This is a genomic window from Flavobacterium sp. (assembly GCF_004211145.1).
In the GTDB taxonomy this organism is placed as follows: Bacteria; Bacteroidota; Bacteroidia; order Flavobacteriales; family Flavobacteriaceae; genus Flavobacterium.
Genome location: NZ_SEBS01000044.1, coordinates 13,332 through 31,557, shown reverse-complemented (window position 1 = coordinate 31,557; position 18,226 = coordinate 13,332). Strand labels below are relative to the sequence as shown.

The following is an 18,226-nucleotide window of genomic DNA, read 5'->3' as shown; positions in this document are numbered from 1 at the left end:
CATCCGGCATTGCGGAATCGGTACAGTGCGTTCGCTTATCTGCAAAAGGCGAAAGTCTGCGATAATCTGCACGATGCGGCGCTCGATCTCGAATCGGAAGGCCAGCGCGCAACATTCACCTTACGAGTACCGACACATCACAATCATGACTGACGAAAAACGAATCTCACTGGATACTACGTACCGCCAACTGCTCGACCAGGTTTTTTACATGGACGACATTGAAAGTATCGAGCCGATATTGGATGCCGAATTCACTTGTTACGGCACGGCGTTCGACGAAAAATTGCAAGGTTTCACCCAAATGCGCGACATGTTGATGCGTCAGAAACAGCAAAGTGTAGGATTTCATTTCGATTGCACGACCGACCCGATGAAACACTTCGTCTCAGAGGACGGGAATACGGCCGTGTTCTCAGACGATATTTATCTGCACATCCGCTCGACGTCTGAAACCATCGAGGTGTACGTTCGCGCCACGTCAGTATTCCTTCACAGACCCGACGGCTGGAAAATCGTGAGTTGGCACGTGTCCAAACCCGAGAATGTTTCGAGCCAGGACGACACGTACGGCATCGACGACTGGAAGAAACGCAATGCCGACCTCGAGATCCTCGTAGCAAAACGCACGGCCGATCTTGTGGAAAAGAACCGCGAACTCGAAAATGCACTGGAACAGTTGAAAGCGACCCAAACCCAACTGGTACAGTCTGAGAAAATGGCGTCGCTGGGCGAATTGACGGCTGGCATAGCGCACGAGATACAGAATCCGCTCAATTTCGTGAACAATTTCAGCGACGTGAGCATCGAACTCCTCGATGAAATGGACGCCGAGATTGAAAAAGGCGATACCGATGAGGCGAAAGCGATTTCATCGGACATCAAACAAAATCTCGAAAAGATCGCGTATCACGGCCGCCGCGCCGACAGCATCGTCAAGGGAATGTTGCAGCACAGCCGCGCCTCTACGGGACAAAAGGAATTGACCGACATAAACGTTCTCGTCGACGAATACCTGCGATTGGCGTATCACGGATTGCGCGCCACAGACCAGTCGTTCAACGCCGAACTGATTACGCATTTCGATGAAAACCTGCCAAAGGCGAACATATTGCCGCAGGACATCGGCCGGGTTTTGCTCAACCTGTTCACAAACGCATTCTATGCGACCCAACAACGCGCGAAATCGAAGGAACAGGAATACTATCCGACGGTCGAGGTGCTCACGCGCATACAAGGCGATTCGATAGAGATTTTCGTGAAAGACAACGGCATCGGCATCCCCGACGAGATTCGCGAAAAAGTGCTGCAGCCGTTCTTTACGACCAAGCCGACGGGCGAAGGAACGGGCCTTGGGCTTTCGCTGAGCTACGACATCGTGGTCAAAGCGCACGGCGGAACGATACGCATCGACAGCAAAGAAGGTGAGTTCACGTTATTTTCAGTGCTATTGCCGATTACATAGTAGGAGAAAAAATGAAAAGACGTATATTTAAAATCCCAAACACGCATTATGAAAATACTGGTAGTAGACGATGAAGCCGACGTGCAACCGCTGTTCACGCAACGCTTCCGCAAGGAGATCCGCGAGCATGAGATCGAGTTTGATTTCGCGCTTTCAGGCGAGCAGGCGCTCGATTATTTGAAGGCGAACCATTCAGAGGTCGTATTGATCCTGAGCGACATCAACATGCCCGGAATGACCGGATTGGAACTGCTGTCGAAAATCCGCAGCGAATACAGCGCGCCGCCTCCCGTAGTCATGATGATCACGGCTTACGGGGACGAGGAAAATCATACGCAGGCGATGCAGAGAGGAGCGAACGACTTTTTGACCAAGCCGCTCGACTTTAATTTACTCAAGGAAAAACTCAAAAATTTTACCGAATAATGGCGAAAATATTGGTTGTTGACGACGAAGAAGATTTGGAAATGCTCGTGAAGCAGAAGTTCCGTCGCAAGATCCGCGAAAACGAATACGAGTTTGTGTTTGCGCACAATGGCGAAGAAGCGCTCGTTAAGATCAGCGAGAATCCCGATATCGACATCGTACTCAGCGACATCAACATGCCCGTGATGGACGGCCTGACATTATTGAGCCGACTTCCGGAAGCCAATCCGATGTTGCGTGCCGTGGTCGTTTCGGCCTATGGCGACATGCAGAACATCCGCACGGCAATGAACCGCGGCGCGTTCGACTTCGTGTGCAAACCCGTGGATTTCGAAGATCTCGACGTCACGATGCTCAAGACGATCGAACACGTTCGCCAGACGCAGGCGACCATACAAGCGATCAAGGAAAACAACATCCTCAAGATGTACGTCGACGAGAACGTGCTCAATTTCATGAACAACAAGGAGTTTGAAAATACTTTGCTCAAGAACGAACTCATGGAAGCGTCGGTGATCTTCATTGACGTCTGCGGCTTTACGTCGATCACCGAAAAAATTGCACCGAACGAAGTCGTAAACCTGCTCAACGGGCTTTTCGACAAGATCGTCAAAGAGATAATCGGGCAGGGCGGACACGTCGATAAATTCATGGGCGATGCCGTAATGGCGGTTTTTCGAGGCGATTTCCATTTGGACCGCGCAATCGATTCGGCGCTGGCGATCAAACATGCGGTCGCTAAACTCGACGGGATCGAAACGGGCGGAATTTCGTACAAGCCTGAGATTTCCATCGGCGTGAATTCGGGCGAAATGGTTTCGGGAAACATCGGATCGGCCTCGCTGAAACGATTGGATTATACCGTGATCGGCGATGCTGTGAACTTGTCGCAACGACTGCAATCGGCAGCGAAACCCGGACAAATCCTGATTACCGAAGACGTGTACCAAAAAGCCAAAGAGTCGTTCAAGTGCGTCGAAAACGGTGAGTTGACACTTAAGAATAAAGCGCTTCCCGTGAATACGTTTGAAGTAATTGAATGATTGTTTTGAGTTTTGAGTTTTAAATTTTTAATGTTGAATATCGGTGAACAAAACGTTCCAGGTATTCGTACCCAACTTAAAATTCAAAACTCAAAACTCAAAACAAAAAAATGACTGGTGTGGATTTCGGTTTCGGGGAATTGCTCGCGTGCGCGATTTCTCTCGTGATTTTAGTTCCGACGCTTTCCGTCGCGTTGATTCATCGCTTTCGGTTTTACAGCAAAGCCAATCTTGCAATCAACGTATTGGTATTCATTACGGTTGTCGTTTCGACCGTTCTGGTCATCCGAAAATTCGGCTCGAATTCTTTTAAGTTCCTTTTGGGTTACCTGCTGATTTTGGCGCTTTTGCGGCTTCTCAATCCGATGAAAAAGAAAAATCCCTAACGTCCTAAAGTCTGAATTCTGTAAATCTAGATTCTGTAAATCTAAATTCTAAATTCTGTAAATCTAAATTCTGCAAATCTGCAGTCTAAAATCTAATCAATGCGCCGCCCGACGTTTCAAAACGCCACCCGCGGCTTCCTTAATGATACTCGTAAAAATAAACGCCTTCGGATCGATGCCGTGCGCCATGTTCTTGAGTCGGCGCAATTCCATGCGCGTCACGACCGTGAACACGATATCGACGGGTTGGGAAATATCGAAACTGTCTTTTAAAAATCCGCGTTCGCCTTTGTAAACCGTGATGCCTCGGCCCAAAACCTTGACCAAGGCTTCTTTTATTTTTTCGCTTTCAGGCGAAATGATCGTCACGCCTGTGTATTCTTCAAGACCTTCGACTACGAAATTTATCGTGCGTGACGCCGCGTAATATGTGAGAATCGAGTACAAAGCCGTCGGCAATCCCAATTTGAAAGCCGCGACGAGGAAGATCAGGATGTTGATCCCGAGTATGATCTCGCTGATCGTAAAGCTCACGCGCTTTCCCGTGAACAACGCCAAGACCTCGATGCCGTCAAGCGCACAACCGCCGCGCATCGACAATCCGACGCCCAATCCCATGAAAACGCCTCCGAATACCGATACCAATAATTTGTCGGACGTGATTTGAGGATACGGGATAAACAACAGGCAGAGCGCCAATCCGATCACGGCCGCGAACGTTCGGATCGCGAACCGTTTATGGACCTGGAACGCGCCCAAAATGATGAACGGCAAATTCGCCAATACGATTACGATCGCGATGTTCCAATGATAGACTTCGTGCAGCAAGAGCGAGATTCCCGTGACGCCTCCGTCAAAGAAGTGGTTCGGTACGAGGAAACCTTTGAGCGCGAATCCGCAAAACAGGATTCCGGCTACGGTGTAAAGAATATCGGTTGTACTTTTCGCAAAATTGTTGCTTTCCATTCTAATTTATTTTGTTCAGTATTTCATCGAGATGCGCGAGCTTTTTGGCTTTCCGTAAATCGATCGCGGTTTTGGTGAAATAGCGGTGCTCCTTTAAAAATTGCGCCTGAAGGTTGTTCCAGTCTTTTTTGTTGTCGATACTTCCGATCTCCTGCATCTCGATAAACAGTTTTTCGCCGAGTTCATAAAAATCGTCTCGTCCCAAATAATCGAGATCGGCGTCGCAGATGATCTGTTCGAGAAGCGTTTTGGGTTCCTGGGGAACGCGCGTCGCTTGTATCATGCCGCAGACGACGTCGATTTCTTCGCTTGAATACGAAAACTTCGGCAAAATTTCGCGCGCGATCTCACATGATTTTTCCTCGTGCCCGTTCGTCAGGTAAATGTAACCCGAATCATGGTAAATCGCGGCCGTCAATAACAATCGCATTTCCTGGGGCGAAATTCCTTCCTGCATGCCGATGCGTTTCGAACACTCGTACACGTCCAACGTATGCGCAATCGTATGATAATGCAAATAGGACGGCAGGTCGTTTTCGAGCCGGTCAAGGATAATCGTGTATTCGGGGAATTGGGTCATACCTGTTTTTGGTGCGACTAATATAAGGATATTCGCGATTCGTGGCGCAATGCATAGGAAGATTAAAGACAGATTTTCAAACCTGCGATTACGTGATTTTTTTAGCTCGGGAGCGAATAGGTCTTGGCATTTTCGAGTTTGTCCATGACTTTACCCATGCGCTCCACGACAGCATCGTCGGTCTTGGCCGAGAAGATCCAATCGATGGTTTCTTTCTTTTTTGCGTCGGTCAATTTGAGGAATTTCGCGTGCAGTTTCGGTTCGTCCTTCAGGCACGTCAGGAAGTCATCGGGAATGACCATCGGCGCTTCGTCCAAATACAGGACAAGTTTGACCGAATCGCCCACTTCCTTTTTGATCGCTTTGCGGATATCGGCCTTGACTGCCATGAATGTTCCTTTTTTCATCGCCCAGATGTTGAAATCGACGATCTCGAACGCATCGATGAACCCGCGCACGCGAACGGTGCTGTTGCGTTTCTTGGGAACGGTTTCGAGGATTGGCATTTCGATGAATGTCCAGGCGCCTTTTTCCTGACCTTTTTTTAGGATGAAAGTATCGTCGATGATCGGTTTTTCCATGGGATGAAATTGCATAATCTTTTGCGCGAATTCCATAACCGTCCGCTCAAATCGAAATGCTAATTTACTTATCACAAACGATTAAACACAACAATTATGAAAAATGCAAGCGAAAGCCTCAACGGCGCTGAAACCGAATTGCCAAATGACATGTTCGGAAATCCTGAAGATATCGGTTATGAAATGTCAAACGACGATCCCGATGACGACAAGGACGAAGACGAAGATGAAGAAGAATCAGCCAACTGGGGCGACGTCGACCCGACACACGACCCGAGGCAACCGGCGGGCCCGATGGATCCGAGCGGACCGGGAAGTGCGGTTTGAGTGCTCAAGTGCAGAGTTCAAAGTGCAAAGCGCCTCGCAGCACTCAAAAAAATGATCCCATAGACGAAACGCGACCCTAGTTAAGTCGCGTTTTTTTATTATTCTAAACTTTGCGCTTTGCACCTCGCACTTTGCACTCTTAATGATAAACCCTCGTCACCTTATCAATCCCATCAATCTTCCTAATATTCTCCATCAACTTCTTCAGGATCGTATTGTTCTGGACGATCACCGCGATCTGGCCATTGAAAATCCCGGCCTCGCCGTTGAGCGCGATGCTTTGGATATTCACGTGCATATTGTTCGAAATGACCTTCGTGATCTGGTTCGTCAAACCCATCGTGTCCATTCCCGTGATGTTCAGGATCGCCTTGAATTCCTGCTGGGTCGAGTCGATCCATTTGGCGCTCATGATGCGATACGCGTAATTTGACTGAAGTGAAATCGCGTTCGGGCAATCTTTTTTATGCACTTTTATACCTTCGTTTATCGTGACGAAACCGAACACTTCATCTCCCGGAATCGGGTTGCAGCACGTAGAAAGTTTATAATCGAGTTTGTCGTGTTCAGGCCCGAAGACGAGCATGTCGAAATTACTCGTAAGCACTTGACGGTGTAGATCCTCGTCGGGAATCGGTTTGTCGGAGCGTTTGATCTTCGACTTGAAGAAATTGATGAACGTGTTGCTTTTCTGGGCCGCGTAATCTTTAAGCTGCTGGTTTTCAATCGCCCCGATTCCGACTCGGTAGAACAAATCCAAACTCGTCTTGAGCTTAAAGAAATTGACCAATTCGTTCACGACCGTTTCGCTCATCGTGATTTTGAGATGGCGCATTTTGCGTGCGAGCAGTTCTTTTCCGTCTTCGGCGATTTTCTTCGTGTTCTCGTTGAGTACGTTTCGAATCTTATTTTTGGCGCGAGACGTCGTCACGTATTCGAGCCAGTGCGTCGTCGGTTTTTGGTTCGGAGATGTGATCACTTCGACCTGGTCGCCGCTTTTTAATTCGTGATTCAGTGGAACCAATCGCCCGTTGACTCTCGTGCCTCGCGTCCTGATCCCGATCTCGGAGTGGATCGAAAACGCGAAATCGAGCGACGTCGCGCCTTTGGGCAATGATTTTATTTCCCCTTTGGGCGTAAAGATGAAAATCTCCTTCGCGTATAAATTCATCTTGAAATCCTCGACGAAATCAACCGCGTTCGTCTCGGAATTTTCAAGCGCTTCCTTGAGTAGATTGAGCCAGACGTCGAGCCCCGATTCCTCATTGCCGCCGCCTTGCTTGTATTTATAGTGGGCCGCGTACCCTTTTTCGGCGATCTCGTCCATTCGTTCCGACCGAACCTGGATTTCCACCCAACGGCCTTTCGGCCCCATGACCGTAATGTGCAACGCCTCGTAACCCGTTGATTTGGGCGACGAGATCCAGTCGCGCAAACGGCTCGGCGACGGACGGTAATGGTCGGTCACGATCGAATAGATTTTCCACGCGAGGAATTTCTCATCGTGCGGATCGGATTTGTACACGATCCGGAGCGCGAACTTGTCGTAAACCTCGTCGAAACCAACACCTTGCACTTTCATTTTGCGTCGGATCGAATACACCGATTTCGGTCGGCCCTTGATGATGTAATCCACGCCTTCCGCGTCGAGGGACGCTTTTAGAACGTCCGAAATTTCCTTGATATAATTGTCCTGTTCCTCTTTCGTCTCCTTGATTTTCGAAACGATATCCTTGTACGCCTGAGGTTCGGTGTACTTCAAACCCAAATCCTCAAGCTCGTTCTTGATGTTGTAAAGCCCCAAACGGTGGGCGAGAGGCGCGTAAATGTAAAGTGTTTCGCTCGCGATCTTGACCTGTTTGTATTCGGCCATCGAATCCATCGTCTGCATGTTGTGCAAACGGTCGGCGATCTTGATGATGATCACGCGCACGTCGTCGTTGAGCGTGAGCAGCATCTTGCGGAAATTCTCGGCCTGCATCGAAATGTTCAGATCCTTTTTGACCTGCGCTATTTTCGTCAAACCTTCAACAAGCTGCGCGACCTTCGGGTTGAACATGCGTTCGATATCCTGGACCGTCGTGTCGGTGTCTTCGACGACATCGTGCATCAAGGCCGCCGCGATCGACGTTGCGCCCAAACCAATCTGGGACGCCACGATTTTCGCGACCGCGATCGGGTGAAAAATATACGCTTCACCACTTTTACGGCGCTGGTCTTTGTGCGCATCGACAGCGACATCGAACGCTTTTCGGATCATTTTTTTATCGGCGTCTGAAAGCGTTTGGTACGAAATCCGCAGCAACTCCTTGTATTCCTGCGCGATCGCCTTATTTTCCTTTTCTATGAATTCATCGGTCAACTCCATGTCGGTAAATTAGGAATTAATAATTAATAATCAACAATGAATAATTGATTTTTGGGCGTTTCGTCGGCCGGGAAATATCGATGTTATTGAAGTTTTGTCTGGCCGTCGCCGGGCTGGTCGCACTCGCTATTTTGCGCTTGAAAGAAGCGAAAAATGAGCTCAAACAAAGCGACCATCCCTAACGCGAACCCGTCAAAAATCGCGCCTTTGTTTTGGTTGACGTCTGGCTTTTGCCACGAAGACACGAAGGCACGAAGTTTCACGATTGATGACAGTATGTCCAAAGCATCGCTTAACTAACCTTAACTATCTTACTAGTCCAAATCGAATCCTACCAAACTGAAAAACTTTGCAAGTTCCCAACACTTCGTATCAAACACCTTAATGAACTTAATGTCCTTAATGGTTCAAAACAAAACCTACAATGTTGAAAAATCTTGCAGGTTCCAATCGGACAAAATTCACAAAAGAATCAAATCTTCATCTCAAACACCTTAATGAACTTAATGCCCTTAATGGTTCAAAAAACAAACCTACAAAGTTGAAAAAACCTTACAGGTTAAACTATAAAACCGAAAATCAATTTCGAAACCTCGCGCCTTCAAAAAAAGAACTTCGTGTCTTCGTGCCTTCGTGGCAAAAAATAAAACACAACCTAAAAAAAAATTCCCGCATCCAACTACAACCAAACCTCATTCACCTACAAACCAACTTAAATGTTGAACGAACTTTGTCCCAACAAAAAATCAAAACAATGACACAATCAAAAAAACTAGGCTCACAAGGCCTCGAAGTGCCAACTCTCGGCCTCGGCTGCATGGGAATGTCCGGTTTCCAAGGCGGCGACATGTACGGCAAAACTAACGACGCCGAATCCATCGCCACGATCCACGCCTCATTCGACCAAGGTTTCAACTTCCTCGACACAGCCGACCTTTACGGCCCGTTCGACAACGAAAGACTGATCGCAAAAGCCATCGACGGCAAACGCGACCAATATGTAATCGCCACTAAATTCGGGTGGGAAATCGACGACGACAACAAACTGACCTGGCAAATCAACGGCAAAAAAGACTATGTCAAACTCGCCGTGGAACGCTCGCTAAAAAACCTCAAAACCGATTACATCGATTTGTATTACCTGCACCGACGCGACAAAACCATCCCAATCGAAGAAACCGTGGGCGCGATGTCCGACCTTGTAAAAGAAGGAAAAGTCAAGTACATCGGCTTGAGCGAAGTCGCATCGGAGCAAGTCCGGAAGGCGCACGCTGTTCATCCGTTGACTGCGGTACAATCGGAATATTCGTTGTTCGAAAGACGCGTCGAGGAAGCAGGCGTGAAGCAGACGCTTGAGGAACTCGGCATCGGTCTGGTCGCATATTCGCCGCTCGGACGCGGATTCATAACCGGACAATTCAAATCAATCGACGACTTGCCGAAAGACGATTTCCGTCGCAACATCCCCAAATTCCAAGGCGAACAGTTCCAAAAAAACCTCGACCTGTTATCGGAAATCGAAAAAATGGCAGCACAAAAAGGCATCAAACCGTCCCAGCTCGCCATCGCATGGACCATCGCAAAAGGTGCGATCCCGATCCCGGGCACGAAACGTCGGAAATACTTAAACGAAAACCTCGAGTCCTCGAACATCGTTTTGTCGGCCCAAGACATCGAACAACTCGAAAGCATCATCCCGATTACGACCGATACCGGGAATTCCTATTGGGATGACGTGATGCAGTATCAGGATTATTGATTAAATTGTGCAAAGTGCAAAGTTCAGGGTGCAAAGTGAAACGCCCGACTTTGCGCGTTGTACTTTGAACTTTTGCACTTCATTATGAAATTCACCCCGCCAATCCACATCCCAACAATCGCCGACATGCACAAGCTCATGTCTGTCCCGAAACCCACGCATCCATTGGTGTCGGTGGTTCGAATGGACGACGTAATCGGTTGCGTCGATCTCGTCGGGAAGACGATCACGTATGGTTTTTATTCGATCGCGCTCAAAAAGAACGTCGACCTGAAGCTCAAATACGGCGGCAGCTATTATGATTTCGACGAAGGCGTGATGACGTTCGTCTCGCCGCTTCAGGTAATCGGAGTAGAATCTGAGAACATCCAGAAAATGGGTGGCTTCATGCTGTTGCTGCATCCGGATTTCCTCAAAGGAAACGCGCTCGCTTCGAAGTTTCCCGATTATGGTTTCTTCTCGTACGAAGCCAATGAAGCGTTGCACGTGTCGGAACCTGAGGAGAAAATGATTTTCGGCATGATGGAAAGCCTCGAACGCGAGATCAACAACACGATCGACGCGTTTTCACAGAGCGTGATTTTGTCGCACATCGAACTGCTGCTCAATTATTCCGACCGATTCTACAACCGCCAGTTCATCACGCGGAAGAGCCGGAACATTGACGTATTGGCCGATTTCGAACGCCTGCTCAAATCGTATTTGAATTCGGACTTGCCACAGGAAAATGGTTTTCCATCAGTGCATTATTTTTCAGAAAGACTCAATTTCTCCGCGAATTATTTGAGTGACCTGTTGCGCAACCTCACGGGACGAAACGCGCGACAGCACATACAGGAAGCCGTCGTTGAAAAGGCGAAGGAACTGCTGTCGACGACGAATTTATCGGTGGGCGAAGTCGCGTTTAAGGTCGGATTCGAGCATTCGCAGTCGTTCAGTAAATTGTTTAAGTTGAAGATGGATGTGACGCCTTTGGAATATCGCGCGAGTTTTAACTAACTGCATTATAGAGAAGCGGTTAACTTTTAGGTGATTTTACTATTTAGTGAATTAAGAACATTCAGTTGCTGTGTTGGAGCGCTTTTAATAATGGGCGTTTTCGTTTTCAGAAGCTCTGAAAGGAAAAATGTTGCTTAAAACAAAATTGTCCTAAGACGTATTATTTCACCAATCTTAATGACCTTACTGTTCTAAACGCTCTTAATGTTTCAAAAAAATCTATTTCGTTTTTCATTTGAACAAATCATACTTGTCCAATTCCACCGAAATTTCTCTCCCATCGGGTTTTCTAACGACGACTTTGAGTTTTTCGTTCTTGATTAAATTTTGTCGAAACTCACACCAATCCATGTCCGACAGACCTGAAAGCACGGTTCCGTCCAATGAGATGATCTCATCGTCCAATTCCAGCCCCGATTTTTGCGCGTCGGAATTTTCCCAGATAACGCCCACGACCGTCTTCGTGTTCTCGCGCAAAGGCGTGAATCCGAACGTGTTTTCAGGCGGCAATTCCTTTTGTCTTTTCGGAAGCAACAATTCGCCTTTCCTGTAGTTGATCACGAATCTCCCGAACGGGCTCAGGAAGTCGTTTCCGAGCAGATACATCGGGCTCGGCGACACTCGGATGCGGCGTTGGAGCAATACGTTCCCGATGTAAACCGAGTCGGCCATGACCGTATGTTCGTCCTGTTCGGCATTTCCCAGCAGCGAATAAAACCCTTTGCCGCGGCTCTTGGCGATCCTGGGCACGTTCTTGAGCCGGCTTTTTTCGAACAAACTGTTCGGGATGTCGAGGCTGCCGTTATTCCCGGTGTCGACCGACGTCCTGAAATTGAAGCCGCCCGTCGTGATGATGACGTCGGGACTTCCCGAGAAATTTTGGGTGAACGGGACCGAATTCGCGTCGGGCAACGCAATCTTATCCGACGAAAAACGCAGCGACGGCTTTTCGTAATCGATTTCCCAATTGCAGACGCGCATGATGTTCGACCCGAAAATCCCATCGATCGGTCGGCACAAAAGCCTGGAAAACGTGTCGAGGTCAAACGATCCGACGCCGACATTTTTGAATGCGACCGATCCCAATTTGATTTCGGGAACCATATAGAAATTTTCGTCGGTCGTGTTTCCGGCCGAGTCGATGAAGCGATTCGACGTCACGGGTTGCAATCCCATTTGCTTGACTATATCGTCTGACAGGACCGTGATCGCGCCCGTGTCGAACAAAAACGTGTAGGTCTTGCCGTTGATCTCGACGGGAATCAGGATTTCGTCGGTCACATATTCTGACGGAATCGTTTCGTCAAACTTTTTGGGTTCGGCCTTGACGGCAAATAAATATGTATCGCGGTTTTTTGTGGATTTCTTGATTTCGTCTTTTGTCTGGCAAAAGCCCAGCGTCGAAAAAACCGAAAAGGCGAAAAGTAAAAAATCTTTCATGGATTTGATTTTTGTAAAAGTGCGAATTTTCGTTCGATTTTTTTACGCTAGGTATTTTGTTTTTAAATGAAATCTTGAAAAGTTTAACCATTAAGAGCAGTAAGTTCATTAAGATCATTGAGATTATGCGCTTAATGAACTTAATGCTCTTAACGGTTCAAAACAAACTGCCCTTGAAAAGCTACCGTTCCTCATTAGCACAAACCCTTAACTCTCTTAACTCTCTTAACTGTAAAAAAAAACTTCCCAGAATCAACGTTTCCAACTCAAACCCACCAAATACAAACCCTTCTTATCCCAACCCGTATTCGAAATAAACCAACCGTCCTTCTCATCGAAAATAAGCTCTCCCGCGTGAATCGGCAATTGCGTCACGAAATTCTCAATCGGGAAGTTCTCGGGATTATCGCTCCAATACACGTCGGTTCTATTGTAATTCGTGTTCGCGCGGCAGATGAACATGTAAAACAAACCATTTTTTTCGATCACGAAACTCGATTCGGCGTCGCCTCCATAATGGTTTTTGAGCGGTTGCACGTGCACGACTTCAGGTCCGCTCCAATGCAACAAGTCAGGCCCGGTGCGCAATGCGACCGATGAACGCTGATCGACCTCGGTGAAGGTCCGCGTGTAATAAAAGAAAAATTTGCCTTTATATTTCATCACATACGAATCGCGCGCGTGTCCGGCGTCGCTGAACAACGGATTGTTTTCGTGTCGCGTCCACATGAACATGTCCTTGCTCGTCGCGAGGCACAAATTTCCCCAAGATGAATAATCGGGTGCGTTTTCCTGTTGGTTGCCGATGTTGTAAAACATGTAATACGTGTCTTTTTCCTTGATAATCGTCGGAGCCCAAAGCACGCGTTCCTTTCCGGGCAAGGCCGTGAGCGCGTAATCGTGGTCGGCCCATTTGGTTTGCGTCAACGATTTTGACGAGGCGTGGAAGAACTTGGTTTCGCCTTTCCACGGATCGATGGGTTTGTGGCCGATGATACCGTAGGCGTGCCAACTTCCATCGGGACCTTTTGCGAAACAATGGTCGTTCGTGTACCAGGTCGTGTCCTCGGCGAATTTATAATCGTTGGGATTGTAGATGTGGATGGGTTTGCCGGAGATTTCGGGCGTTTCGAACTTCGGTTTCGTTTGTGCAACCGATGCAAAACTTATAAATAGGAAAAAGAGAAGTTGACTGCGTTTCATGTTCGTGCGATTGAAGTATTGAAAGTACGAAACATTAAAATACGAGTTCTTTTTTTAACCGTCGAGGGCATTAAGTTCATTAAGAGCATTGAGGTTATCCTCTTAATGAACTTAATGCCCTCGATGGTTCAAAACAAACTGCCCGTGAAAAGCTACTGTTCCTCATTAGCGCGAACCCTTAACTATCTCAACTATCTTAATTGTGAAAATCTCGTCCATTCTCACTTCAAGCGCACAAAATCCAAATCCTGAAAATCATAACTAAAATCAGTCAACGGCGAAATCGGCTTCATCGTAAAATGATCCTTGCCATCGATGAAAATGTGAGCGTCGGCATGGAAATATCGGTTATCCCATTTCACGACCAAATTGTTGTCCTTATAAAAAAACACTTCACCCGACAATTGAGGCGAGCGAGCCGAAGCGAAATACAACTTTCCTTTTTTCATCGAAAACGTCACCTCGCCGAACCAATTGTCCCTGAACGTTCCCACGAATTGCTTCATGTCAGGCACTTTTTTGTCCTTGATATTCTTGTTTACGGTCGCCCAAACTTCATCGGTAACCTTATCGGCGTCCGATTCGCGTTGGCGCATCTTATTGGCCAAATCGGTCACGTGATCGAATTCGGGTAGCCCAAGATAACTGTCCTTTATCGTATTGCTCACGGCCGTAAAAGCCGCTCCGGCCTGTTGGTTCGTCAAGACGATGATGCCGAGTTTGAGTTCCGGGATCATGAGCGTCTGCGTCACGATGCCTTCGAGCCCGCCCGTGTGCGACACCTGCAATTTGCCTTTCACGTCGGTCAATCCCCAGCCGAGGCCATAATTCTTGAAGTTCGAAAAATACGGAGGCGCGGGTTTATTGGGTTGTATCGTTTGTGGCGTCCACATTTCATTGGCGACTTTTTCCGAAAAAATCTGCTTTCCGTTGAATTTTCCTTTGTCCATTTGCAGGATCAGCCAATTCGACAAGTCGTTCACGCTCGCATACAAACCGGCCGCGGCGTCGAAGGTGTGCAGTTTATAACGCGAAATGATCTTGAGTTTTCCGTCGATGGGAACATGCGGATCGATCACGTTCGTCGTGTCCTTCAACCGATAAAACGACGACGCGCTGTTCTTCATGCCGATCGGACTCATGATGCGCTGTTCGACGAAGTCGTTCCAACTCAGGCCGCTTACGCGATGCACGACTTCTCCGGCCACGATGTACAGCAGATTGTCGTAATCGTATTTGGTTCGGAACGCCGATGTCGGCTTCAAAAACTTTAAATTATTGACGATATCCTGAACCTGAAAATCATTTCCGTCGGGCCAAACCATTAAGTCGCCCGCTCCAAGACCAAGTCCGCTGCGATGCGTCAACAAATCACGGATCGTAAACTCGTTGGTCACGTAATCGTTGTACATCGCGAATTCGGGAATGTGCTTTACGACTTTATCGTCCCACGAAATCTTGCCTTCATCGACCAAGATCGCTAGCGCCGCCGATGTGAACGCTTTCGAATTCGATGCGATGCCGAAAAGCGTGTTCGCATCGACTTTTTGCTTCGTCTTGATCGATTTTACGCCGTAACCTTTGGCGTGTATGACTTTCCCGTCTTTTACGATGGCGACGGCGATTCCGGGAACGTTGAAGGCTTTGAGCGCGTTTTCGACGGTGGCGTCGATCTTTTGTTCGGAGATTTGAGCCGAGAGGTTCGAGCAAACGCTCAGGATAAAGAAGAGCACTATTTTTTTCATAATATGTATTTTGTTTAGGGTTTAGCGTTTAGGGTTAACGCGATCGTTATAACGCGAAACTCTAAACTCTAAACCTAATTTAAGTAAATCCTCTTTGCCGTTTCGCCTCAAAAATCAAAATCGCCGCCGCCACCGAAACGTTCATAGAATCAATCTCGCCCTGCATCGGAATCAAAATATTTTGCGCAGCCGCATCTCGCCATTCCTGAGTCAAACCCGTAGCTTCGGTTCCGACGACGAGCGCGGTAGGCGAGGTGAAATCCTGTTCATGATAAGCGATCGAATCCTGCAACGTCGCGCCGTAAATCGAGATGTTTTTCTCGTTTAGAAATGCGATGATTTCCGATGTCGTGCCCGTCGCGATCTGATTCGTAAACAAACAGCCCACGCTCGAGCGCACGATGTTCGGGTTGTACAAATCGCCTTTCGGGTTCGCGATGATCACGGCGTCGAGGTTCGCGGCGTCAGCGGTTCGCAGCATCGCGCCTATGTTTCCGGGTTTTTCGGGTGCTTCGGCGACGAGAATCAATGGATTGTCGGACAATTCCAAATCGGATAATGACAAAGTTTTCGATTTCGCCACCGCGATAATTCCTTCGGTCGTGTCGCGATACGCCAGTTTTTGATAGACGTCCCTTGAAATTTCGACGTATTCGGGTTGATGTGTTGATTCGTTGATGCGTTGATTCGAGTTCAAGTCAGGAACGAACAAAACGGTCTCAATTTCGTAGCCGCCTTTGATCGCAAGTTCGATTTCGCGTTTGCCTTCGATCAAAAACGTTCCCGATTGTTTGCGCGCCTTTGCTTTTTCCTGCAATTGCACGAGTTCTTTTATGAATGGATTTTGGACCGATGTGATTTGTTTCATGCTGCGAAGTTATCTTTTTTCGCGCGTACCGAAAACAAAATCGCCGTCGGAGCCGTGAAGATCCCGAATTTCCATAGGATGCCGAGCAAGATGTACGGCAAATACGAATTGGCTTCCATCGACCATGAACTCGGCAGATAATCGCGATGGAACGAGGTCACGATGATCACGAATTTCTCAAAACTGAAAAATAGCAGGAATGCGATTACGAATCGCGATAAATAGTTCTCGCGCAATTTGTTGACCCAAAGCAATTGCGGCAGGAACATATACATGATCATCGGAACCCAGATCGAAAAACCGTATGGGCCGGTCAATCGGTCGTAAAAAGAACGCCAGGATTCGTCTTCGAAGATCCGATAATACGCGATCGTGCCCGCCCAAAAAAGAAAGAAAAGCACCGAACCGATACAAATGCAAATCGTCGCGCACCGATCGAATTCACGCAATTTTTCTTTCCGTTTCGAAAACCTGAATCCGAAATAAACGAGCGTATAAAAGAAAAACCCGCTCTGGAAATCAGCGAACAACTGCCTCGTAATCTGATAAAAATCCAAATCTTCAATCATACTTATAACTGCGTCAAACCACTCAGGCACTCAGCTTCTCAGGCACTCCCTACAAAATTCCCCTCGACTTAATCTCCAAATACTTATTAATCGTATCCAAAGTCAAATTCTCAGGCTTGGTCAACACCGAATGGATGCCGTATTTCTTCAATTCATTCACGATCAGACGCTTCTCGAACATGAATTTTTCAGCAACGACCTTGTCGTAAACCTCGTGTATGTTCTCGGATTTCGTATTGATGATCGTATCGAGTTCGGTGTTCTGGAAAAAGACCACGACGAGCAAATGTTGTTTTGCGATTCCTTTTAGATAGCGCAACTGTCGGTGCAAACCCTCGAGCGTCTCGAAGTTCGTGTACAGAATGATCAGGCTGCGATTGTTGATGCTCTTGCGGATGTCGGCGTACAAACGGCTGTAATCGCTCTCGAAATAATCGGTGGTGACGTTGTACAGGTTTTCGAGGATTTTCTGCATTTGGGACGAACGCTTCTCGGCCATCACGCGATTCCCGACTTTTTTCGAGAACGAGAACATGCCCGCGCGATCCTGTTTTTTGAGGATCACATTCGCCAAAACCAACGACGCATTGATCGCATAATCGAGCAGACTGAGCCCGTTGAACGGCATTTTCATCACGCGCCCTTTGTCGATCACCATGTATACCGACTGGGATTTCTCGTCCTGGAACTGGTTCACCATGAACATATTTTTCTTGGCGGTCGCTTTCCAGTTGAGCGTGCGGATGTCGTCGCCCGAAACATATTCCTTGATCTGTTCGAATTCCATCGTGTGGCCGATGCGACGGATTTTCTTCACGCCGTATTGGAACAGATGGTTCGAAAACGCGAGCAGATCGTATTTGCGCAATTGGATGTATGACGGATATGTCGGTACCATGCGGTTGTCGTCGAACGCGAAACGCCTTGAAACCAAGCGCAACGGCGATGAAATATAGATGTTCAGTTTTCCGAAATGATATTCTCCACGTTCCGTCGGGCGCAATGCATAACTGAATTCGTCGGTTGATGTCGGCTTCAATTTTCGTGCGATCTCAAAGTTTCGGATCTGGAATTGGATCGGAATTTCGTCGACGACTTTCGCCCAAACCGGAAACGTATAGAAGTTGCGAAGTTTGATGATTACAGGGTTTTCGTCTCCGTTCGATAGCTTTTCGGGCAGATCGCGTTCGGCCTCGATCGATTTGTCCGATACGAACAACACGAAAATATCGAGCACGAGAAACGCCATCAGCACGAAAAAAAGGTAGCGCGCGGCGGTGAACAACGTCGGGAAGAAAAACGCGAGCACGAAGAAAACGCCCACACCGATCAAGGTGTAGAAGAATAAGTTGTTGATGTAAAGCGCGCGTAGTCTTTTCATGTTCGTTTGCCGATGATTGTTTTTTTCGCCACGAAGGCGCGAAGACACGAACTTCAGCTTTTGTTTATTAATTTAAAATGCTTGCACTATTTCTTTTTTTTGCCACGAAGGCACGAAGAC

General features: G+C 47.7%; 17 protein-coding genes. 7 read left to right on the top strand and 10 right to left on the bottom strand.

Annotation, left to right across the window (positions count from 1 at the left end; all coding sequences use genetic code 11):
- The first annotated feature begins 145 nt into the window (after positions 1–145).
- The 4 genes from EOO50_RS15580 (at position 146) to EOO50_RS15565 (ending at position 3,320) form a co-directional block, all read left to right on the top strand.
- Complete coding sequence (locus EOO50_RS15580; protein WP_290841210.1) at positions 146–1,465, top strand: ATP-binding protein; 1,320 nt, start codon at positions 146–148, stop codon at positions 1,463–1,465.
- 48 nt (positions 1,466–1,513) lie between these two features.
- The gene (locus EOO50_RS15575) at positions 1,514–1,891 is read left to right on the top strand and encodes a response regulator (protein ID WP_290841209.1); all 378 of its coding nucleotides are present in this window, start codon (positions 1,514–1,516) and stop codon (positions 1,889–1,891) included.
- The gene (locus EOO50_RS15570; RefSeq protein WP_290841208.1) at positions 1,891–2,934 is read left to right on the top strand and encodes an adenylate/guanylate cyclase domain-containing protein; all 1,044 of its coding nucleotides are present in this window, start codon (positions 1,891–1,893) and stop codon (positions 2,932–2,934) included. Before EOO50_RS15575 ends, EOO50_RS15570 begins: the two co-directional genes overlap by 1 nt.
- A gap of 110 nt (positions 2,935–3,044) precedes the next feature.
- A complete protein-coding gene (locus EOO50_RS15565) occupies positions 3,045–3,320 on the top strand; it encodes a hypothetical protein (protein ID WP_290841207.1) in 276 nt (91 codons plus the stop codon).
- A 96-nt stretch (positions 3,321–3,416) separates the two neighbouring features.
- Here the strand turns inward: EOO50_RS15565 and EOO50_RS15560 are convergent, their stop codons facing one another.
- From EOO50_RS15560 to EOO50_RS15550, 3 genes are all read right to left on the bottom strand, one after another.
- Positions 3,417–4,286, bottom strand: coding sequence for a YitT family protein (locus EOO50_RS15560; RefSeq protein ID WP_290841206.1), 870 nt, complete (start codon positions 4,284–4,286; stop codon positions 3,417–3,419).
- Position 4,287: 1 nt separating this feature from the next.
- Entirely contained in the window at positions 4,288–4,866 is a 579-nt protein-coding gene (locus tag EOO50_RS15555; RefSeq protein WP_290841205.1) for an HD domain-containing protein, read from the bottom strand.
- A 101-nt stretch (positions 4,867–4,967) separates the two neighbouring features.
- A complete protein-coding gene (locus EOO50_RS15550) occupies positions 4,968–5,447 on the bottom strand; it encodes a YdeI/OmpD-associated family protein (RefSeq protein ID WP_290841204.1) in 480 nt (159 codons plus the stop codon).
- A gap of 96 nt (positions 5,448–5,543) precedes the next feature.
- Between EOO50_RS15550 and EOO50_RS15545 the strand changes: the two genes are divergently transcribed.
- Positions 5,544–5,774: a hypothetical protein gene (locus tag EOO50_RS15545; protein WP_290841203.1), complete on the top strand. Its 231-nt coding sequence runs from the start codon at positions 5,544–5,546 to the stop codon at positions 5,772–5,774.
- 139 nt (positions 5,775–5,913) lie between these two features.
- Here the strand turns inward: EOO50_RS15545 and EOO50_RS15540 are convergent, their stop codons facing one another.
- The gene (locus EOO50_RS15540) at positions 5,914–8,136 is read right to left on the bottom strand and encodes a RelA/SpoT family protein (RefSeq protein ID WP_290841218.1); all 2,223 of its coding nucleotides are present in this window, start codon (positions 8,134–8,136) and stop codon (positions 5,914–5,916) included.
- Between the two features lie 760 nt (positions 8,137–8,896).
- Here EOO50_RS15540 and EOO50_RS15535 point away from each other — a divergent pair.
- The gene (locus tag EOO50_RS15535) at positions 8,897–9,901 is read left to right on the top strand and encodes an aldo/keto reductase (RefSeq protein ID WP_290841202.1); all 1,005 of its coding nucleotides are present in this window, start codon (positions 8,897–8,899) and stop codon (positions 9,899–9,901) included.
- 84 nt (positions 9,902–9,985) lie between these two features.
- Positions 9,986–10,900 (top strand): helix-turn-helix transcriptional regulator, encoded by a 915-nt coding sequence (locus tag EOO50_RS15530; RefSeq protein ID WP_290841201.1) that lies wholly within the window; start codon positions 9,986–9,988, stop codon positions 10,898–10,900.
- A 231-nt stretch (positions 10,901–11,131) separates the two neighbouring features.
- Here EOO50_RS15530 and EOO50_RS15525 read toward each other — a convergent pair whose 3' ends face one another.
- The 6 genes from EOO50_RS15525 to EOO50_RS15500 form a co-directional block, all read right to left on the bottom strand.
- Positions 11,132–12,340 carry an aspartyl protease family protein gene (locus tag EOO50_RS15525; RefSeq protein ID WP_290841200.1) on the bottom strand — a complete coding sequence of 403 codons (1,209 nt, stop codon included), beginning with the start codon at positions 12,338–12,340 and terminating at the stop codon, positions 11,132–11,134.
- Positions 12,341–12,592: 252 nt separating this feature from the next.
- Positions 12,593–13,543, bottom strand: a complete 951-nt coding sequence (locus EOO50_RS15520) for a hypothetical protein (RefSeq protein WP_290841199.1) — start codon at positions 13,541–13,543, stop codon at positions 12,593–12,595.
- Between the two features lie 221 nt (positions 13,544–13,764).
- Positions 13,765–15,288: a serine hydrolase gene (locus tag EOO50_RS15515; RefSeq protein ID WP_290841198.1), complete on the bottom strand. Its 1,524-nt coding sequence runs from the start codon at positions 15,286–15,288 to the stop codon at positions 13,765–13,767.
- A gap of 79 nt (positions 15,289–15,367) precedes the next feature.
- Positions 15,368–16,156, bottom strand: a complete 789-nt coding sequence (locus EOO50_RS15510) for an RNA methyltransferase (protein ID WP_290841197.1) — start codon at positions 16,154–16,156, stop codon at positions 15,368–15,370.
- Positions 16,153–16,725, bottom strand: coding sequence for a hypothetical protein (locus EOO50_RS15505; RefSeq protein WP_290841196.1), 573 nt, complete (start codon positions 16,723–16,725; stop codon positions 16,153–16,155). Before EOO50_RS15505 ends, EOO50_RS15510 begins: the two co-directional genes overlap by 4 nt.
- A 49-nt stretch (positions 16,726–16,774) precedes the next feature.
- Positions 16,775–18,106: a DUF58 domain-containing protein gene (locus tag EOO50_RS15500; protein ID WP_290841195.1), complete on the bottom strand. Its 1,332-nt coding sequence runs from the start codon at positions 18,104–18,106 to the stop codon at positions 16,775–16,777.
- Positions 18,107–18,226 lie beyond the last annotated feature (120 nt).